16 protein-coding genes and 1 pseudogene are annotated in these 17,872 nt (G+C 69.9%); 9 read left to right on the top strand and 8 right to left on the bottom strand.

Going from position 1 to position 17,872, the window contains the following annotated elements; translation table 11 throughout:
• Positions 1-23: 23 nt before the first annotated feature.
• Positions 24-1,088 carry an SCO0930 family lipoprotein gene (locus AB8O64_RS03250; RefSeq protein ID WP_370417755.1) on the top strand — a complete coding sequence of 355 codons (1,065 nt, stop codon included), beginning with the start codon at positions 24-26 and terminating at the stop codon, positions 1,086-1,088.
• 68 nt (positions 1,089-1,156) lie between these two features.
• Here the strand turns inward: AB8O64_RS03250 and AB8O64_RS03245 are convergent, their stop codons facing one another.
• From AB8O64_RS03245 to AB8O64_RS03225, 5 genes are all read right to left on the bottom strand, one after another.
• Complete coding sequence (locus tag AB8O64_RS03245; RefSeq protein ID WP_370417754.1) at positions 1,157-1,807, bottom strand: DUF4360 domain-containing protein; 651 nt, start codon at positions 1,805-1,807, stop codon at positions 1,157-1,159.
• 93 nt (positions 1,808-1,900) lie between these two features.
• Positions 1,901-2,542: a DUF4360 domain-containing protein gene (locus AB8O64_RS03240; protein ID WP_370417753.1), complete on the bottom strand. Its 642-nt coding sequence runs from the start codon at positions 2,540-2,542 to the stop codon at positions 1,901-1,903.
• Between the two features lie 102 nt (positions 2,543-2,644).
• Positions 2,645-3,706: a zinc-binding alcohol dehydrogenase family protein gene (locus tag AB8O64_RS03235; RefSeq protein WP_370417752.1), complete on the bottom strand. Its 1,062-nt coding sequence runs from the start codon at positions 3,704-3,706 to the stop codon at positions 2,645-2,647.
• A gap of 100 nt (positions 3,707-3,806) precedes the next feature.
• Positions 3,807-4,244 (bottom strand): Rrf2 family transcriptional regulator, encoded by a 438-nt coding sequence (locus AB8O64_RS03230; protein WP_370417751.1) that lies wholly within the window; start codon positions 4,242-4,244, stop codon positions 3,807-3,809.
• 81 nt (positions 4,245-4,325) lie between these two features.
• Positions 4,326-4,979, bottom strand: a complete 654-nt coding sequence (locus AB8O64_RS03225) for an aminotransferase class I/II-fold pyridoxal phosphate-dependent enzyme (RefSeq protein ID WP_370423778.1) — start codon at positions 4,977-4,979, stop codon at positions 4,326-4,328.
• A gap of 40 nt (positions 4,980-5,019) precedes the next feature.
• Between AB8O64_RS03225 and AB8O64_RS03220 the strand changes: the two are divergent.
• Positions 5,020-5,448, top strand: a pseudogene (locus tag AB8O64_RS03220) (pyridoxal-dependent decarboxylase); the annotation flags it as partial.
• Positions 5,449-5,494: 46 nt separating this feature from the next.
• On the opposite strand, the gene AB8O64_RS03215 reads toward AB8O64_RS03220, so the two are convergent.
• Positions 5,495-6,625: a PP2C family protein-serine/threonine phosphatase gene (locus AB8O64_RS03215; RefSeq protein ID WP_370417750.1), complete on the bottom strand. Its 1,131-nt coding sequence runs from the start codon at positions 6,623-6,625 to the stop codon at positions 5,495-5,497.
• A 136-nt stretch (positions 6,626-6,761) separates the two neighbouring features.
• Here AB8O64_RS03215 and AB8O64_RS03210 point away from each other — a divergent pair, with 136 nt between their 5' ends.
• The 6 genes from AB8O64_RS03210 (at position 6,762) to AB8O64_RS03185 (ending at position 13,537) form a co-directional block, all read left to right on the top strand.
• Positions 6,762-7,901, top strand: coding sequence for a PP2C family protein-serine/threonine phosphatase (locus AB8O64_RS03210; RefSeq protein WP_370417749.1), 1,140 nt, complete (start codon positions 6,762-6,764; stop codon positions 7,899-7,901).
• A gap of 434 nt (positions 7,902-8,335) precedes the next feature.
• The gene (locus AB8O64_RS03205; protein WP_370417748.1) at positions 8,336-10,324 is read left to right on the top strand and encodes an RICIN domain-containing protein; all 1,989 of its coding nucleotides are present in this window, start codon (positions 8,336-8,338) and stop codon (positions 10,322-10,324) included.
• Positions 10,325-10,394: 70 nt separating this feature from the next.
• Positions 10,395-10,979: a hypothetical protein gene (locus AB8O64_RS03200; RefSeq protein ID WP_370417747.1), complete on the top strand. Its 585-nt coding sequence runs from the start codon at positions 10,395-10,397 to the stop codon at positions 10,977-10,979.
• A 53-nt stretch (positions 10,980-11,032) separates the two neighbouring features.
• Entirely contained in the window at positions 11,033-11,887 is an 855-nt protein-coding gene (locus AB8O64_RS03195) for a papain-like cysteine protease family protein (RefSeq protein WP_370417746.1), read from the top strand.
• 40 nt (positions 11,888-11,927) lie between these two features.
• A complete protein-coding gene (locus tag AB8O64_RS03190; protein WP_370417745.1) occupies positions 11,928-12,800 on the top strand; it encodes a hypothetical protein in 873 nt (290 codons plus the stop codon).
• 194 nt (positions 12,801-12,994) lie between these two features.
• Positions 12,995-13,537 carry a hypothetical protein gene (locus AB8O64_RS03185; protein ID WP_370417744.1) on the top strand — a complete coding sequence of 181 codons (543 nt, stop codon included), beginning with the start codon at positions 12,995-12,997 and terminating at the stop codon, positions 13,535-13,537.
• Between the two features lie 31 nt (positions 13,538-13,568).
• On the opposite strand, the gene AB8O64_RS03180 is transcribed toward AB8O64_RS03185, so the two are convergent.
• A complete protein-coding gene (locus AB8O64_RS03180) occupies positions 13,569-14,702 on the bottom strand; it encodes a hypothetical protein (protein ID WP_370417743.1) in 1,134 nt (377 codons plus the stop codon).
• 128 nt (positions 14,703-14,830) lie between these two features.
• Here AB8O64_RS03180 and AB8O64_RS03175 point away from each other — a divergent pair, with 128 nt between their 5' ends.
• Positions 14,831-15,682 (top strand): alpha/beta fold hydrolase, encoded by an 852-nt coding sequence (locus AB8O64_RS03175; protein WP_370417742.1) that lies wholly within the window; start codon positions 14,831-14,833, stop codon positions 15,680-15,682.
• A gap of 59 nt (positions 15,683-15,741) precedes the next feature.
• Here the strand turns inward: AB8O64_RS03175 and AB8O64_RS03170 are convergent, their stop codons facing one another.
• Complete coding sequence (locus AB8O64_RS03170; protein ID WP_370417741.1) at positions 15,742-17,853, bottom strand: CHAT domain-containing protein; 2,112 nt, start codon at positions 17,851-17,853, stop codon at positions 15,742-15,744.
• Positions 17,854-17,872 lie beyond the last annotated feature (19 nt).

Raw genomic sequence — 17,872 nt, 5'->3', positions numbered from 1 at the left:
GGGCCACGAGCAAAGGACAGTTCATGAACAAGCTGCGTCACGCCTCCCTCGCCGGGGCGGCGATCACGGTCATGATGCTGACGGCGGCATGCGGCGGCGGTGAGAAGACCGCCGAGGACGACTACGGCAAGGCCCCCGCCGGCAGCAGCTCGAAGATCGGCGACGGATCCACCTCGGGCTCGGGCGGCTACGGCTCCGGTGGCGCCTCCGGCTCCGCCGCCGCGGACAAGAACGCCCCGGCCAAGCAGCTGGCCGTCCGCGAGGCACCGGGGATCGGCCCCGTCGTCGCGGACGGAAAGGGCCTGACGCTCTACCGCTTCGACAAGGACACGGCCAAGCCGCCGGCCTCCCGCTGCGACGGTGACTGCGCCAAGGCGTGGCCGCCGGTCCCGGCGGACGACGCGAGCGCCACAGCCGGTCTGGACGCCGAGCTGGGCGAGGTCAAGCGCGCCGACGGCACCATGCAGCTCACCCTCGCCGGTTGGCCCGTCTACCGCTATGCCAAGGACGCCGCGCCCGGTGACACCAAGGGGCAGGGCGTCGGCGGCACCTGGAGTGCCTTCGCCCCGGACGGCAAGAAGGCGGGCGCGGCCGGCGGGGACGAAGGGAAGGACGGCAAGGACGGCAAGGACGGCAAGGACGGCAAGGACGGGAAGGAGGGACAGAAAGAGGAGGAGCAGGAGGGCGAGAAGGAGAAGCAGCCCGAGGAGGAGAAACCGGCCGCCGACGGTGTCCTGGTCAAGGACAACCCGACACTCGGCAAAATCCTTGTCGACGGCCAGGGCCGCACCCTCTACCGCTTCAACAAGGACAGCGCCTGGCCTATGAAGTTCGCCTGCAATGACGCCTGCCTGGACACCTGGAAGCCCGCCAAGCCCGTCGAGAAGAGCGCCGTCCGCGGCGTACCGGAGAAGCTGATCACCACCGTCACCCGGCCCGACGGCACCAAGCAGCTGGCGGTCGACTGCTGGCCCGTCTACTGGTTCACCGGGGACAAGAAGGCCGGCGACATCACGGGCCAGGGCAAGCAGGGCTTGTGGTTCGCCGTCGACGACCAGGGCAAGAAGGTCACCACACCGGCGAGTTGACGCTCGCCCCCGGCCGGCCGCCCGCCCCTCCTCCCCGGGGCGGGCGGCCCGCGGTGCGCCGGTGGACTTCACGCCGCGGGGCAGGTCTTCCAGGCGAAGTGGTAGAGGGTGTTGATGCTGCCGTCGGTCGAGTCCATCGCCATGAGGCTGGTCGTCCTGGCCGGATCGGACGTGCCCGCGTCCACCCGCAGCTCCGTGTTGATGTTGAAGTACCGCATGGCCCCGCAGGGTGCGTAGACCAGGGCGTCGATGTCCGTGGTGTCGGACGTCTGCCAGTCGTCGTTGAACGGACCGGCGAAGTGGTGGTTCATGAAGGCGGTCTGCGACATGCCCTGGAAGTAGTAATTGGCTCGCTGCAACCCCGTGGCCCCCTTCTCCAGGCGCGCGAAGCCGCGGTAGTCGGCCTTGGCGACCGCGTAGGTGAATCCCTGCGGGACGCGGACGTTCAGGCCGAGCTGGCAGTTCTTGCGGAAGTCCGTCGGCTTGGATCCGACGCCCACCTGTGCGACGTAGTGGCTGTAGGAAACGGTGAAGGCCGTGTTGTCCGGTGAGACCGTCACGTTCGCCGTCCCGGCGGGGCATCCCGACCCGTTGACGGACACCACATCGATGAGGACCTTGTCCGGCGGGGGCACCCCGTCCGCGGCGACCGCCCTCGGTGCCATCGGGGCGGCGAGCAGCACCACGGCCGCGCCGCCGGTCATCACCGGTCTCCACATGGACGTTCCCCCTCCGACAGCCCTGGCGCCCGCCCGTGCGGACACCCCCTGATGTGCCTGCGGGATCACCCGCGGTCCGGCCCCGCGGCCCGATCAGGGGCACTCCTTCCAGGCGAAGTGGTAGAGGGTGTTGACGCTGCCGTCCGTCGAGTCCATCGCCATGAAGCTGTTGGTCGTCGTCGGGTCGGAGGTGCCGGCGCTCACCCGCAGCTCGGTGTTGACGTTGAGGATCCGCTGGGTGCCGCACGGCGCGTAGACGAGGGACTCGACGCCCGTGACGTCGGATGTCTGCCAGTTGTCGTTGACCGGGCCGGCGAAGCGGTGGGTCACCGAGGTCGTGTGCGACATGCCCTGGAAGTAGTAGCTGGCCCGCTCCATGCCGGTGGCCCCGCTCTCCAGGTACGCGAAGCCGCGGTAGTCGGCCCGGGCGATCGCGTACGTGAATCCCTGCGGGACGCGGACGTTCAGGCCGAGCTGGCAGTTCTTACGGAAGTCCGTCGGTTTGGATCCGACGCCCACCTGGGCGAGGTAGTTGCTGTAGGTCACGGTGAAGGCCGTATTGTCCGCCGCGACCGCCACGGCGGCGGTCCCGGCGGGGCAGCCGGACCCGTTGACCGCCAGCACATCGATGACGACCTTGTCGGGCGGTGGACCCGTCTCCGCGGCCGTGGACGGCATGGCCGGAGCGACCACGAGCACCGCGGCCGCGCCGCCGATCAACACCGGTCTGAACATGGAGACCTCCACGGTTCGGCGCGGACTCGTTCCGCGGTCCATGCCACCACCGGCACCGGGGCGTGTACAGGCCAGGTTGAGCCGACCCTGTGCGCCTCGCGGTTACCGCTCGGTGTCCTCGGCGGACCGCGGGACGACGCCCGACGAACGAACGGCTCCCTCCGCGGCGTCCTCCGTGGTCAGCAGAACGCGCCCGAACGGCCGGTCCTCCATCAGGTGGCGCTGTGCCCGCGCCGCCTGTGCGAGGGGGAAGACGCGGGCGACGACGGGGTCGAACCGGTCCTCGGCGAGCCAGCCGATCAGGGTCTGCCGTGCGGCACGTGTCACCTCGGGGGAGAACATGTCGAACATGTAGCCGATGGCGCGTGCGTGCTTCCAGATCAGATCCGTCACATCGAGCGTGCCGCGGGTGCCCCCGGCGTAGCCGATGGCGACGTAACTCCCGCCATGGGCCAGGCTGCCGACGGCGTCCCGCAACAGCGGGCCGGCGACGCCGTCGAGGACCACGTCCACGCCCCTGCCATCGGTCAGCCGCGCCACACCGTCGCGCAAGGACTCCCGGGACAGATCGATGACGTGGTCGAAGCCGGCCGCGCGGGCCCTTTCGGCCTTCGCCGTCCCGCCCGCCGTGGAGATCACCAGCGACGCGCCGAGTTGCCCCGCGACCTGCGCCGCCCCCATGCCGACCGCCCCGCCGATCCCGGGGGCCAGCACACTCTGTCCGGGCCGGAATCCGACCAGCTCCGTGAGGGCGAGGTAGGCGGTCGCGTGCCCGGCCCCGGCGGAGAGCGCGGCCATCCGCCGATCACTCACCGAGGAGGGCAGCGGGGTCAACGCCTCGGCGTACTCCGCGACGTACTCCCGCCAGGTGCCGTCCGTGGTCATGCCCCGCCCCTGTCCGTGGATCGCGACGCGGGTGCCCTCGGCCAGTCCGGACGCACCCGGATCGACGACCACGCCGACCGCGGCGCCGCCGGGGATGATCGGCAGCGGTTTGTGCAGGGACGGTGCCATGCGGCCCGCGCGTACGGTGTCGTCAAGGGGGCTCACCGTGGTGTAGGTGATCCGCACCAGAGCCTGCCCGTGCTCGGGTACGGGGACCGGTAGTTCCACCGGTCGCAACACGTCGTATCCACCGTGCTCCCGGTACCGGATTCCCAGCATCGGACCTCGACCTCCCTCTGAAGAGAACAAAGTTTGTTACATCAAGAGCCGTGAAAAGGCGCCGGAAGAAGGTGCCGTCGAACGCCTCCTGGGCCGTCCGCTAGCGCTCTCCCGGCGCCAAGGTCTCGCGCAGCACATCGGCGATCGAGGTGCCCTCCAGCGCGCGCCGCGCGGCCTGCTCCACCTCGTCGTACACCTGCTCCAGCGCGGGCCGGATGCCCACGCCGACGGGGCAGCGCTGGTTGGGCTCGCCCCGGTGCAGCCCGAAGAGCGGTTCGGTCTCCACCGCCCGGCGGACCTCCGACAGGGGGATCGACTCCGGCTCGCGGATCAGCCGCCAGCCCGCCCCGGCGCCGTGCCGGACGTCGACCAGCCCGGCCTTGCGCAACTCGCCCAGGCAGCGCCGGATGACGACCGGATTGGTGTTGACGCTGTCGGCGATCTGCTCCGAGGTCACCACCTCACGACCCCGGCCGCGTACCAGCGCCATCCACACAAGGACGTGAACGGCGACGGTGAGCCTGCTGTTGGCAGCCATCACGCCTCTCTTGTTGTAACTGTGTTGGTTACACCTAAGGTGTCGTCAGGAGACTTGTCAAGCGCGGGTTTCCCTCCGGGCTCAGTCCCGGCAGACCTCGTCCAGCACCGCCGCGATGTGGTCGAGTGCCGCAGCCGGCGGGGTGTAGGGCACGCGCAGGTGGTGGGTGAGCGTCGCGTCGGCCGCGAAACGCGGGCCGGGGGAGAGGTCGATCCGATGCGCGCGGGCGCGCTCGACGACCACGTCGGACCGGATGCCCGTCAGCCGCAGCCACAAGGCCAGCCCACCGGGCGGCACCGTGAAGCGCCAGCGGTCGTCCCCGGCGAGCAACGCGCTCAGCTGGTCGCGCTGCCGCCGCAGTTCCGTCCGGCGTCGCCGCAGCACCGGGTCGGGGTCGCCGAGCAGTTCGACGGCGATCATCTGCTGCAGCGGCGCCGCGGACAGCGGCCCGCACAGCGCGTTGCCGCTCAGTTCACCGATGAGCCCCGCGGGGCCACGGATCCAGCCGACGCGCAGCCCGCCCCACACCGCCTTGGCGGCCGAGCCGATCAGCACCGCACGCCGGATCCTCGGCTCGGGGCCCACCGCGTCGCGCAGATCCAGCTCCCTCATGGTCTCGTCCACGACGAGGCAGACCCCGTACCGAGCGGCCAGTTCGGCGACCGCCCGGCGGGCCCGTGCGGTCATGAGCGCACCGGTCGGATTCTGGAGCCAGAAGTCGTAGCGTTCCCGCAGCGCCGCGACGGCCCGCAGGTCGTCGAAGTCAACGGTGTTGACCGCCTATCTCGGCCCCTTGGGCGACACCCCCGATTTCGTTCATCTCACCCCGGAGAACTCCCGGCGCCTGCGCGCGCTCGCGGCCTGGTTCGCCCTGCGTGCCTACGGGCGTGACGGACACCGCGAGATCGTGGAGCGCTGCGTGGCGTGCGCGCAGACCGTCGGGCGGGCCGTCGAGGCCCTCGACGGCCTCCGGCTCCTCGCGCCGGTCCGGCTGAACGTCGTCTGCTTCACCCTGGCGGAGAATCCCACCACCGAACGCCTCGCCACGCTCGCCGACGCGCTGGCCGGAGAAGTCTTCCTGACACCCACCGTCTACGCCGGACTGCCCGCGCTACGGGCGGCCTTCAGCAACTGGCGCACGACCGACGAGGACACCCGGCTGATCGTCAAGGCACTGGAAGACGCGGTCCGTTCGTCGCGGTAAGGCCCGCGTGCCTGTCCGCGTGCTTGCCCTCCGGCGGCCGGGGACGTCAGGACGCCTCGCGGTGGATGGCCACCACCGCGGCGTCGTCGCCCAGATGGCCCCGGACGTGGGCCATCAGGTCCTCGCGCAACTCCTGCATGAACGTCTCGGGACTGTTTTTGTCCCAGGCCGCCGCCCGTTCGGTGAGCGGGAAGAAGACACCGTCGGGGTCGCGGGCCTCGATGACCCCGTCGGTGTAGAGCAGCAGCAGATCACCCGCCTCGAAGTCGAACGTCTCGGCCTCGTAGTCGTCCGGTTCATTGAGCCCGCCCAGTGCGCCCAGGCCGATGGGCAGATGGCTCACTCCCGGCCGGAGCGTGCTGACCCGGTTCCGGTGGATCAGCAGGGGCGGCGGGTGTCCGCAGGAGATCAGGCGGACCACGGGTTCGTCGTCCGGGAGGTCCAGCAGGATGGCGGTCGCGAAGGATTCGTTGTCGTCCGGTTCGCTCGTGGTGCGCCACTGCGTGGTGTCCCAACGCACCGCGCCGTCCAGATGGACGGCGAGCCGGGCCAGCGTGGCCTGCCGGTGGGCGGCCGCGCGAAACGCCCCGAGCAGCAGGGCGGCGTGGCTGATCGCGGCCAGGCCCTTGCCGCGGACGTCGCCGATGAGCAGACGCGTGCTTCCGCTCGCCGTGCGCGCCGCCGCGTACAGGTCGCCACCCATCTCGGCCTCGGCTTCGGCGGGCAGATAAAGACAGACGATGCGGAGGGGGCCGCTGCGGCGGGGCAGCGGCTGCAGAAGGACGTGCTGGGCGACCTCGGCCACGGACTTCACCCGGTACAGTTCCCGCTCCCGGCGGTCCCTCACCAGGCAGAAGACGACCAGCAGGCCCGAGACGACGATCAGCGCGGCGACCTGCGCCTGGATATTGGCGGTGTCGATCACTCCTCTCGCCCCGCCGATCACCAGCTGTGCCACGACGGTGAGCACACCGACCAGTGCCGTCAGACGCGCGCCCGCGAACGCCACCGTGATCGCGGGGGCCGCCACCAGCAGCGGGCCGAGATGGATGTGCCGCGGCGCCAGGATGTCGATCACACAGACCGCGACGATCAGCCCGAGCGGGATCACCACCAGGGCGGGCGCGTGGCCCGGCTGCCAGGTATGGCGGACGTGCGTCAGTGGCCGAAAGGACACCTCTTCAGTCTGCCATCTGCCGCCGTCCCCGCCCGGCAGGCCATGATCATCTGCGTCCCCTTGTCACGTCGTCGCATACTCCGGCGGACGGGGGCGAGGAGTGGACCATTGAGGTCCCAGGGGGCAGCCTGGACTCATGCGGTGGCTTTTCCGCTCACCCCCTCGGCCAGGAACGCGTACGTACAGCCGGGTCCTCTTCACACTCGGTCAGTGTGTACCGTTCGCGATCGCTCTGCTCGTGGTGGCCATCGAGTTCTCGCCCGCACACTTTCTGTACACGGGCCCTCTCCTCACCGCGACGCCGGCGCTGGCCGCGGTGACGATGGGCCCCCGTGGCACCGTCGCGGCGGTGGCCGTCGCCCTGGCCGTCAGTGTGGCCACCGCGACCCACAACGACGCATGGGGCAGCCAGCAGGTCTACACCAATTTCCTGGCACTCTTCCTGGTGTCCGTGGCCGGTATCACGTTGAGCAGCGCCGTGCGGACGCGCAGGCAGGGCGAGCTCGACCAGGTCCGCCGGATCGCCGCGGCGGCGCAGGAGGTCATCCTGCGGCCCGTACCCGCCCGGCTGGGCCCGGTCCGGGCGGCCAGCATGTACCTCGCGGCGGAGACGGGGGCGCGGATCGGCGGTGATCTGTACGAGGCCGTGCAGACCCGCTACGGGGTCCGGATGATCGTGGGAGATGTGCGGGGCAAGGGGCTGCCCGCCGTGCGTGCGGCCGCGGCCGTGCTCGGCGCCTTCCGGGAGGCCGTGCACTACGAGGACGACCTGGTGGAGGTCATGAACCACTGCGCGGCCGCGCTGCGCCGGGAGTGCGCCGTACCGGGTGCGTTCGATCAGGAAGCCGTGGCGGAGGGTTTCGTCACCGCTCTCGTGGTCCAGGTGCCGGACGGGCCCGTGGTCGAGGTGGTCAACCGTGGTCATCCTCCTCCGCTGGTGCTGCACCGGGGCAAGGTCCGGGCATTGATGCCCGCCTCCGCGCTGCCGCCGCTGGGCCTGGAGGACTTCATCACCGGCATTTCGGGCCAGGCGGAAAGCTATCCGTTCATGCCCGGTGACCGTCTGCTGTTGCACACCGACGGTGTCATCGAAGCCCGCAATCGCGACAATGCCTTCTTTCCCCTTCCCGAGGCCATGGAAGCGGTGCGCGCCCGCACTCCGCGGGAGTTTCTGGAACAGCTGCATCAAGCGTTGATCCGGCACACGGAGGGCGTGCTGGAGGACGATGTGGCGATGCTGTACATCGACCGGGACGAGGAAGAAGCCGGCGCGTAACGCGGCGACCGGATTGCCCGAGGTCGGCCGCAATTGCGGTCCGTGTGCCGTCCTTTGGGCCGACACCGCGGATTTCCCGGAAAGTTGATCAAGGGTGATAGAGCCGCCACGCTGCGCGAGCGCACACAAGCGGATCCAGTCGTTCCGTGGTAACGATCTTATTAACTAACGCTCATAAAGTCGCTGCGCATTGGAATAGACCTTTACCGCCGGTACGCGCAAGTCGCCTATGTGCACCGGAACTTGATTGTTTCCTGGATGACGCGCGTGTCCTCATAGGAATCCTGCTCAACATTTCACCCCGTCAAACGTCGCTGTTTGACGGGGTGTTCGTTCTGGCACACTTCCGGCCACCCACAACTCCCCCACGGAAATGAGGTGTGGCCTTGCCCGGTCGCAGAAGACAGGCGCAGCAACGACGACGAAAACGCGGCATGCTCATCGCCGCGATCGCCGTCACCACCGGAGCACTCATCGGCACGGCGGCCCTCGGTGGCGTCTTCGACAACGAACCGCCCCGGCCGCAGGCAGCCGCCGCCCAGGCGCTGGCCGACGGTCCGGCTCCGGCCCCCGCGCACGACAGGACACCGGAACCGGTCACCCGAATACCCGCCGACGACCCCACCCGCGGCCTGGTCCACAAGGGCCTGCGCCCCGCACCCAAGGGCGACCGCTGCGTCGGCGTCCTGCGGACCGCCGACGGTCGTTGCACCCACGGCCCCGACAAGCCGCCCAAGGGCGTGGACATCACCAAGGACACGCCACCCGCCGCGAAGACACAGGACGCGGCCGAAACCCCGGGCCGTCCCGACACCGCCAAGGCACCCCAAGAACAGCCGTCCGCCGGCACCACGGCCTCCGTCGACGCCCGCCAGGCGGGCACCGCCGCCACCAGGACACCTCCCGCCGCCCCCACCCGGCGCACCGCGAACGCGAAGGCGGCACCGGCCGGCCAGACGGTGCAGTGCGACGGCGACGGCAGCACCGGCAACCGCGTGCAGGTCGTGTACGTCCACGCCCCCGGCAACGACCGGTACGCCGAGTACCTGGCCTCGTTCCGCAAGTGGGCCGCCGACGCCGACACCATCTACTTCGCCAGCGCGCAGGAGACCGGCGGCGTACGGCACATCAGGTACGTGACCGGCGCCGACTGCGCCCCCTCCGTACTCAACGTCGAGGTGCCGAGCTCGGCACTGGCCGAGTTCGGCGCGATGAACTCCGCGCTCGCGGCGAAGGGGTTCGACCGGCGCGACCGCAAGTACATGATCTTCGCGGACGCCAAGGTCTACTGCGGTATCGGCACCTTCAGCGGCGACGAGCGGCCCGGTGCCGCCAACCTCAGCAACTTCGGCCCCTCCTACGGCCGTACGGACGCCGGATGCTGGGGCGGTTCGACCGCCGCGCACGAGCTGGGGCACAACCTCGGAGCGGTGAACAACAGCGCCCCGAACACCAGCCGCGCCGCGCACTGCACCGACGAGTGGGACGTCATGTGCTACTCGGACGCGCCGTACTACCCCGCCATGCGCGATGTCTGTCCCGAGCGGGGCCACGACGAACGCCTGGACTGCAAGCACGACGACTACTACCACACCAGTCCACAGCCGGGCAGTTACCTGGCCACCCACTGGAACGTCGCGAACAACCAGTTCCTGATGACCGGCGGCGGCACCCGGCCGGACCCCGATCCGAGCCCCACGCCGACACCGAAGCCGACCGGCAGCACCGGACCGTCGACGGGCCCCGTCCCGGTCGTCGGACAGCTGACATCCGACTCGGCCGTGGTCAGCTGGCCCGCCGCCCCCTCCGCCGCCTGGTACGGGCTGCTGCTGAACGGCAGCCACGCGGGATGGGTGCAGACCAACTCGGCGCGCATCCACCACCTGCGGCCCGACACCGACTACACGATCGCCGTCGCGGTCCGCGACCAGGCCGGACGCGACGCCCGGCCCGGCCGTACGGTCTCGTTCCACACCCCGCCCGTCGGCAGCACCACCACCAAGCCCGGCACGCGGTACACGCTGACCAACGGGCACACCGGACTGGCTGCCGAGATCTGGGGCGGCAAGACCGCGGACGGCACCGTGCTGGTCGCCTCCCAGCCCAACGGCTTCACACCGCAGCAGTGGTACCTGGACGACGCCGGTGGTGGTGTGCGGCTGCGTTCGGTCGCGTCCGGCAAGTGCCTGCAGCTCGGCGGGGACGCCAGCCCCGGCCAGTGGGTCGCCCAGCAGCCCTGCTCCGGCAGCGCCGCCCAGCAGTGGCAACTGACCAAGTCGGGCGACGGTCTTCGTCTCACGGCCCGTGACAGTTCCCTCGTCCTGGGCGTCGGCAAACGGCCCTACTACGGGGCCTGGCTGCTGGAACTCCAGAAGCCGGACAGCTCCGGCTACCAGGCATGGACCCTGCGGAAGTCCGCCTGAACCACCCCCGGGTGGCAGGGGTTCGTGCGGGCCCCTGCCACCCTCCCCACTCACACCGGAGCCATCCCTCATGCCCGATCGCCGCTTCACGGCAGCGGCCGCCGCTCTCACGGGTCTGTTGGTCCTGGGTCCTGCCGCAACGGCACACGCCCACGGCGACACCATCCATCTGACCGTCACCGGCGTGGCCGCCGGCCACCCCACCACCAAGGCGACCTGGGAGGACGACGGCCACCCCGTGAACGAGAAGGTCTCCGGCACCCTCACCGCGACCTCGGCCGACGGCACCACGCTCGGCCCCTGGCGGTTCGTACCCGTACCCGGACAGCCGGGAACGTTCACCACCGCCGAGGCACTGCCCGCCGGTGACTGGACCGTCACGGCACAGACGGCCTTCCCGGCGCTCGGCCGCACCGAATCGCGGGCCGAGGTGACCGCGGCGTCCCTGGCCCGCCCCACCGGCACACCGGCCGGACCGCCCGCCCCGTCGCGAGCGCCCTCCGCCGCGGCAGCCGAGGCGCCCGCATCCGCGTCCGCATCCGACGGCGGACGGGGGCCCGGCACCGTGACGCTCGGCGTCACCGCCCTGGCCCTCACCGCCGTCGGCGTATCAGTCGCGTTCTGGCTGCGGCGCCGCCGCTCCCACCACGCCTGACCGACACCCGACCACACACCTCACCGACACCTGAACGACAGAGGAACCCCCCCATGCTCGGATCCCGTAGGACCGCCCGCACACCGGGCCGCAGAAAGACTCTCCTCTCCACGATGGCCGCCGTTCTGTCCGGCGGACTCCTGCTGGGCGTCGCCCCCGAGGCCCAGGCCGCGACCACCGGCACCGTCACCGGCGGGCAGGGCAACTTCCAAACCGTCAACCAGCGCTCCCAGCCGTCCCTGTCCGCCAACGTCACCGGCACCTCACGGGTCGGCGACCGCGTCCCGATGTCCTGCCGCACCACCGGCGACGTCGTCGAGAACAACTCCCGCTGGATCTGGTCCGGCACCTTCTACATCGCCGACGCCTTCATCCGGGAGGACACCGGCGGGCTGCCGGTCTGCGCCACCAGCCGGCCCGCCGCACAGAAGCAACTGAACATCGGCATGCAGAAGCAGGTCCGCGACCAGTGGTGCTGGGACGCCTCCGGCCTGACCATCGCCAACTACTGGGGCTACACCAACTACAACCAGTACGACTTCTGCCGCCTGGCGGCCCAGGGCAACAGCGGACTGGACTGCAACAACCGGCCCGCCACCCTGGGCGACATGGCCAACGGCCTGCGCAACATGGGCTTCCGCAACAGCGGCACCGATCTGTACCGCAACGCCTCCTTCGGCGAGACCCAGAGCGAGATCGCAGGCGGGCGCCCGTTCGCCGTCCGCATCGGGTGGAACTCCGGCGGCGGCCACATGAACGTCATCTACGGCTACGACAGCACCAGCAACATGGTCGCGGTCGGCGATCCCTGGCCCAGCACGCAGACGTACACCTGGTGGAACTACTCCTCCTACTCCGGAAACAACTCCTTCCGGTGGACCCACTCGCGCATCGGCATCCACAGCTAATCGGCATCCACGGCCAGAGGAGAAAACCACCATGCACCGTATGACCGGACGCGCCGCCACCCTGTTCGCGGCCGCCGCCGTCACCACCCTCTGCGGAATCGTTCCCGCGCAGGCCGCCGACGGACCCACCACGACCGGCCGACCCGCCGCGAGCGACTACGCCGCCGCCCAGAAGGTACTGGGCTCCGGCAAGGTCCACGACACCGTCTCGCGCTTCCTGACGGCCGCCGAGCAGCGGACCCCGGCCACCGGCGCGGACGGCGGCACGGCCGGCGCCCCGCGCGGCCTGGCTCCCGCCGCCGCGCCCGGCTTCGACCTCAAGAAGCCGGTCCCTCTGTACGAACTCGCACCCGAGTTCGTCACCGGCAAGACCGAGCCCACGGCCGGGTCGGCCCTGCGGCTGTCCTACCTCGCCTCCCGCGTCTCGGCCGCCAACGGCCGCCAGGCCGCCGTCCTGCTCGCACCGGGGAAGCCGGCGGACTCGGGGAAGGGCTCCCAGGACTGGCAACTGGCCGGCATCCGCGACGGCGACACGGACATCAGCGCCGCCGAACGCGGCACCGACCAGGCGCGAACCTTCATGGAGCCGCAGATCCACGGCTGGTACCGGCTGACCGGCAACGGCTCCGTCGAGCCGCTCAACAAGGAGGCCCGCACAGCCCTCCAGGGCAAGCCGCGCGTCACCCTCGCCGCGTACCAGCGACTCGTCGCCAAGCGCTACGGCGACAAGCAGCCCGGCTCGTCCTACGACCGCAAGGGCCTCGCCGGCGGTTACGCCCTCGCCGGTGACCAGCCCGCCACCGAGCCCTCCCGCGCGTCCGCCCCGTGGCTCCCCGCCGCCTCCGGCGCGGCCGTGCTCGCGGCATCGGGCGCGGGCGTCCTCCACCTGCGCCGCCGCCGACGCTCGGCCTGACCCGCAACCCGCCCGGCGCTCCGGTCCCCTCAGCGGGGGGCCGGACCGCCGGGCGGTACGGGCGTGGGCGCGACCGGAGTTGCGCGCGCTCTCCCTCGGCCGTCCGCGTCCCTTCCGCACCTCCGCACGCTCGTATCGACGGCGGGGGAGCCGGGCATCGCATCCTTCACGTCACTCACCGCGAAGGAGCCCTCATGGCCGTCAGCAGATCATGGCTGTGTGCTGTCGCACTGGCAGCCCTCACCGCGTTCGGCACGACCTCGCCGGCCACGGCTTCGCCCTCCGGCGAGCCCTCCGACGAGTCGTTCGCGCAGGTGCAGTGCCACGGGACGGAGTCGGTCACCTATCATCCGGGAGTCACCCTCGCGCCCCGGAGGATCGACATCGCGACCGACGGCCGGTTCGGCTCGTGCGTCGACAGCCAGGGCAAGGTGACGAGCGGGTCCTATGGAGAGCGGTTCACCGTCTTCGCGGGCTGCAACAATCTCCTCGACGGATTCGAGCAGCAGCGGACCTTTACGTGGAACACCGGTGACACCAGCGTCGTGAAGGCCACCGGCAGCAGCACCGCCGTCGCCGGCCAGGTGATCACCACGATCAAGGGAACCGTGACGCAGGGCCGCTTCCACGGCCGCACGGTGGTGCAGGTCATCACCATTCCCCAGCCGGACCTGGCACGCTGCCTCACCACCGGACTCACCGGCGCGACGGGGGTGACGACGCTCGCCATCACCTGAGGCCGCTCGCGCGTGCCCTGGCCCCGGGCCGTCAACGACTGCGCTCGAACCACCGCACGATGGCCTCGGCGGCCTGGCGGGTACCGCCCTGGCCGAAGCGGTCCGTCAGCGCCCGGGCCCTGCCCGCCGTGACGCCGAGTCCGGCGGTCAGTTCCGCCAGCCGGCCTGCCAGCAGGGCTCGTAGCCGCCGCTCGTCGGACACCTCACGCACGACGCGGCTGATCGCCTGTGCGACCACGGGCGTGGGATCGCGGTAGTCGACTGGCCGGCCGACGTCTTCCCAGTCCAGGTACGCGTCACAGTAACCGTGCCGGCACAGGAGACGGGCCTGCGCGGGCTGACTGTCGTTGGCGGCCGGTAGCCACAGGGTGGGTACGCCGGTCGCCGCGGCGTCGTAGATGTTGCCGAGACCCGAGGTCATGCAGGCGTACGCGGCGGTGCCCATGAGCTCGAGCATCGTGGCGTGATCGTAGGTTCCGACGTCCGGGTCGTCGAGCCCGGCGGCGATGGTCCGGCTCGTCGCCACGATGAGGGACAGGTCGGAGGGCACGCTTGCGCGGACGGCCGAGAGCATGAGGCGTGCGTAGGCGACGGCGTCGTCCGGCAACCAGCACGGGTTGTGCAGGCCGCCCAGATTGACCAGGACGTGCCGACCGGGTCGCCAGTCGCGTCCGCGGGTGATGACGGGAGGAACGATCACGGCGCGTCCGCGCAGTGCCGGATCGGCGGCGACGCGCTCCCGTACCCCGAAGAAGTCCTGCGCGAGGTACAGCACCGCTTCATGAGCCACATCCGGCATGGCGGGCCAGTACCAGGTCAGCGCGTCGTAGACGGCCACGTCGAGCCCGGCGTCCCGGGCCAGCTCGGCCATCTCGAAATCCATGGCCGTGACGAACAAGTCATACCGCGGCGCCATAGCCCCCAGGATGGCGCGCAGTTCGTCGGGCGACCGGCCGGTCGTGTCGTGGACGGCGTGGTACGGCGGCTCCTTTTGCAGGTCCAGGGTGTGCCCGCCCCCGATGTAGGCCAGCCTTTCGCAGACGGGAGCGAGTTCCGCGGCGAGTATCGCCATGGCGGCCGCCGGCCCGAAGCCGAAGGGCTGGGCGTTGAAGAGCAACCGTGGTGCTGCGGCGGTGTGGTGACCGCCGTTCGGGCGAGCGGGCATGGCATCACGTCTCGGGATGTCGCGGAGCCTCGTGGCCCTACGATTCTGGCGCGCTCCGCTCCGGCTGGCTACGCTGTGGTGGCAAGCCGTGACTCGGCGGCGTCGCGTCGGCTCGACCCTGGAGGGTGATGAGCACGCCGGAGACGGGAACGCTGGCGGTAGCGGGCGCCAGGCTTCACTTCGAAGTACGAGGCGCGGGCCCGCTCCTGCTGCTCATCGCGGGTGGTAACTCCGACGCCGCCGTCTTCGATCCCATGGCCGCCGCACTCGCCGAGAACCACCGCGTCCTGACCTACGATCCACGCGGCAATTCGCGCAGCCCGCTCGACGGGCCGCCCGTCGACCAGCGGATCGACGTACACACCGACGACGCGTATCGCCTGCTCGGCCACGTGGCCGCGGCGGGGGAGTCCGTGCGGGTGTTCGGCAGTTGTTCGGGCGGGCTCGTCGCACTCGAACTCGCCGTCCGCCACCCGGACCGCATCCGGTCGGCCGTCGTGCACGAGCCGCCCGCGCTGGCGCTGCTGCCGGACGCCGAGGCCCACGCGCTGTTCATCGACGATGTCCACGAGACCTTCCGCCGTGACGGCGTCGCGTCGGCGATGCGCAAACTCAACGCCCTCTTCGGCGGCCGCCCCGCACCGGTCCTCCCTCAGGCCCACGACAACACCGCGTTCTTCCTCGCCCACACGATGCGGCCGTTCACGCGTGTCGTACCCGACTTCACGGCAGCGGCCGCGGCTGCGGCGGCGGGGCGGATCGTGGTGGCGGCGGGACGCGCGTCGAGCACGCAGATCATCCACCGCCCGGCAGCCGTACTCGCCGAGCGGATCGGCCAGGGACTGAAGGAATTCCCCGGCGGCCACATCGGCTACGCGAAATGGCCGATCCAATTCGCGGAGCGGCTCGTCGAGGTGTTCGCGGCCATGCCGGTTGCAGAGCTCCCGTGCGGCGAAGGGCGCGGTGGTGCCGCGACATGACCCCGGTCCCGCCCCAGGGAGCCCCTGTGGTCGGCGCGACCGCAGGGGGCGGGAGCGGATCACGCATTAGTTTCAGGAAGCCGCGTACTGTGCACCAGCTTGTCTTCGCCCGCGCTCGCGAGGTATTGACCGTCGGGATAGAAGGCGACTGCGTTCACTGAGCGCTTGTGTTTGATCTGCAGCAGTGAATCTCCCGTGTCGGCCAGCCACACGCATACGGCACCGTCCGCGCTCCCGGTGGCGATCAGGCTGCTGTCCGGGCTGAACGTCAGGGCCCGCACACCGCTGCGGTGCTCGATGCAGAAGAGCGGGGTGCACGTTTGTGCGTCCCATATCTGGACCGTGTGGTCTTCGCTGCAGGTCGCAATTCTCTGTCCATCGGGAGAGAACGCAACACCGAGTACCAAGTCCTCGTGGGGGATCCGTACCTTCTGCTCGCCCGTGCCCGTGTTCCAGACGTAGGAACTTCTGTCCTCGCATGCTGTGAGCAGGAGCTGTCCGTCAGGACTGAACTTGACGTCTCTGACCGCGCGGGCGTGAGGTAGTGACAATACTTTTGTCCCGGTAGTGAGATCCCATATATGGGCCGCGGCATCCGCACTTCCAGTGGCCAGGTGCCTTGCGCTGAAATCGAAGTCCACTGCATTGATGAAATGCCCGTGGGCCAGCTCGAGCGAGAGGTGCTTGGTGGCCGTGTCCCAGATGCGCGCGATGTTGTCCGTGCTTCCAGAGGCCAGTTTTCTGCCGTCGACGCTGAATGTGGTCGCGTTCACCATCGTGCTCCAACCGCCGAACCGATGGTCCCATGTCACCTGGCCAGTGATGACGTCCCAGATCCGCAGTGACTTACGGGCTCCAGTGGCAAGCAGCCGGCCTTCTGGATGGACCGCCATGCTCACAACCCAACGATCAGTGTCGATCTCTGGTCGTGGCGCGATACGGGCTGGGGGAGCTGTTGGTGAGGGGGTGGGGGTCGGAGGGACGGGTTTCCCAGGAGATTCCCCGCCCCGATTTCCCTTCTCTCGTGGAAGGTCGATATCCTCGACTATTTCCTCGGGGGGAGGAGTCCTCTTTCTCGGGCGGGTGAAGTCGAAGAGCCGGGCGTCGCTGCTGCGTTGGTACAGGACGGGTGTGAAGCACTCGAGGCTGTCGTCCTTGTTCGCCCGCAGTGCGATGCGGCCCGTGCGCACTGCCTCGTCGACCGGCCGGTTGGCCGCGAGGGCCAGGTAGAGGGATCTGGAGAACAGAACGGCCCCTTTGTCGGTGACAGGGAACTGCATGGCCACGACCGCCGGCACTGTGTGCTCCAGCTCGGCCGCCGTGCTGGAGAACAGCTCCTGGGTGTTCGATGTCCCGGTCTCGCAGCTGTTGAGCACGACGAGGCGTGGCGAGGGTTCGGCGACACTGATCAGCGAGCCGAGAGCGTCTGCGTGCAGCGGGTCTTCCCGCCCCAGCTCGTCGGCGAAGAGGATCATTCCCTGGCGGCGCCGTTCGTCGAAGCGCCCATGACCGATGAAGTGCAGAACATGGCAGCCGCCGAGGAGTGCCTGGAAGAGGTGTTCTTTGGTCTGGCCTGGCACCCAGTCGAGCTGGACCGTGCCCTCGTCGATGAGAGGCTTCAGCGCGGCAGTCAAGCCCTTCTGCTCGTCCTCTGCAGCCAGTGCGCCCAGAGAGCCGGGAAGAGCCACCATGCCCAGGATGCGAAGAGGTGGCTCCACGCGAAGTGGCGAAACCGGCTCCAGGACTTCGACATAACGAATGATCGGGTGATGTAGGCACAGGTAGCCACCCAGCTTCGGGTCGTGGAGAAACTCCCAGGGAAGTGCGGCGAGTTCGGGCGAGCGGACGCGAAGGACGATGCGCAGTCTCTGGTCCCGATCTTTCGCCTTCTGCCTGCTGGATAGGTAAAGCGCCTTGGTTGCGTTTTGGAATACCGCATCGAACAGAGCGCCGCCGACCTGCCGAACAGGCATCTCAAGTTCACTTCCCGCGCCTCGCGAGCGCGCTGCGGACCCGAGGACCGCCGCCTCCAGCGTGGGGAGCCGGCTCAGTAGCTCGTGAACATCGAGGTCGACGGTGGCAGAGTCCTCACCGCACGGCGACGACACCTCGATGCTGTAGCCGCCGGGCGCCTCGCTCATCTCGACCACGAAGTCGAAGTCCGCTGGCATTGCAGCCCTTCTCCCTCTG

Origin of the sequence: Streptomyces sp. QH1-20 (assembly GCF_041283565.1) — a bacterium.
GTDB classification, from domain to species: domain Bacteria; phylum Actinomycetota; class Actinomycetes; order Streptomycetales; family Streptomycetaceae; genus Streptomyces; species Streptomyces syringius.
The sequence above is the reverse complement of the archived record's forward strand: the minus strand, read 5'-3'. Positions and strand labels throughout refer to the sequence as shown.

Excerpts from the sequence above, each read along its gene's own strand:
- AB8O64_RS03230 (WP_370417751.1), bottom strand. The coding sequence starts at position 4,244 with ATGGCTGCCAACAGCAGGCTCACCGTCGCCGTTCACGTCCTTGTGTGG.
- AB8O64_RS03195 (WP_370417746.1), top strand. The coding sequence starts at position 11,033 with ATGCTCGGATCCCGTAGGACCGCCCGCACACCGGGCCGCAGAAAGACT.
- AB8O64_RS03250 (WP_370417755.1), top strand. The coding sequence starts at position 24 with ATGAACAAGCTGCGTCACGCCTCCCTCGCCGGGGCGGCGATCACGGTC.
- AB8O64_RS03200 (WP_370417747.1), top strand. The coding sequence starts at position 10,395 with ATGCCCGATCGCCGCTTCACGGCAGCGGCCGCCGCTCTCACGGGTCTG.
- AB8O64_RS03235 (WP_370417752.1), bottom strand. The coding sequence starts at position 3,706 with ATGCTGGGAATCCGGTACCGGGAGCACGGTGGATACGACGTGTTGCGA.
- AB8O64_RS03180 (WP_370417743.1), bottom strand. The coding sequence starts at position 14,702 with ATGCCCGCTCGCCCGAACGGCGGTCACCACACCGCCGCAGCACCACGG.
- AB8O64_RS03175 (WP_370417742.1), top strand. The coding sequence starts at position 14,831 with ATGAGCACGCCGGAGACGGGAACGCTGGCGGTAGCGGGCGCCAGGCTT.
- AB8O64_RS03170 (WP_370417741.1), bottom strand. The coding sequence starts at position 17,853 with ATGCCAGCGGACTTCGACTTCGTGGTCGAGATGAGCGAGGCGCCCGGC.
- AB8O64_RS03205 (WP_370417748.1), top strand. The coding sequence starts at position 8,336 with ATGCTCATCGCCGCGATCGCCGTCACCACCGGAGCACTCATCGGCACG.
- AB8O64_RS03185 (WP_370417744.1), top strand. The coding sequence starts at position 12,995 with ATGGCCGTCAGCAGATCATGGCTGTGTGCTGTCGCACTGGCAGCCCTC.
- AB8O64_RS03210 (WP_370417749.1), top strand. The coding sequence starts at position 6,762 with ATGCGGTGGCTTTTCCGCTCACCCCCTCGGCCAGGAACGCGTACGTAC.
- AB8O64_RS03245 (WP_370417754.1), bottom strand. The coding sequence starts at position 1,807 with ATGTGGAGACCGGTGATGACCGGCGGCGCGGCCGTGGTGCTGCTCGCC.
- AB8O64_RS03190 (WP_370417745.1), top strand. The coding sequence starts at position 11,928 with ATGACCGGACGCGCCGCCACCCTGTTCGCGGCCGCCGCCGTCACCACC.
- AB8O64_RS03240 (WP_370417753.1), bottom strand. The coding sequence starts at position 2,542 with ATGTTCAGACCGGTGTTGATCGGCGGCGCGGCCGCGGTGCTCGTGGTC.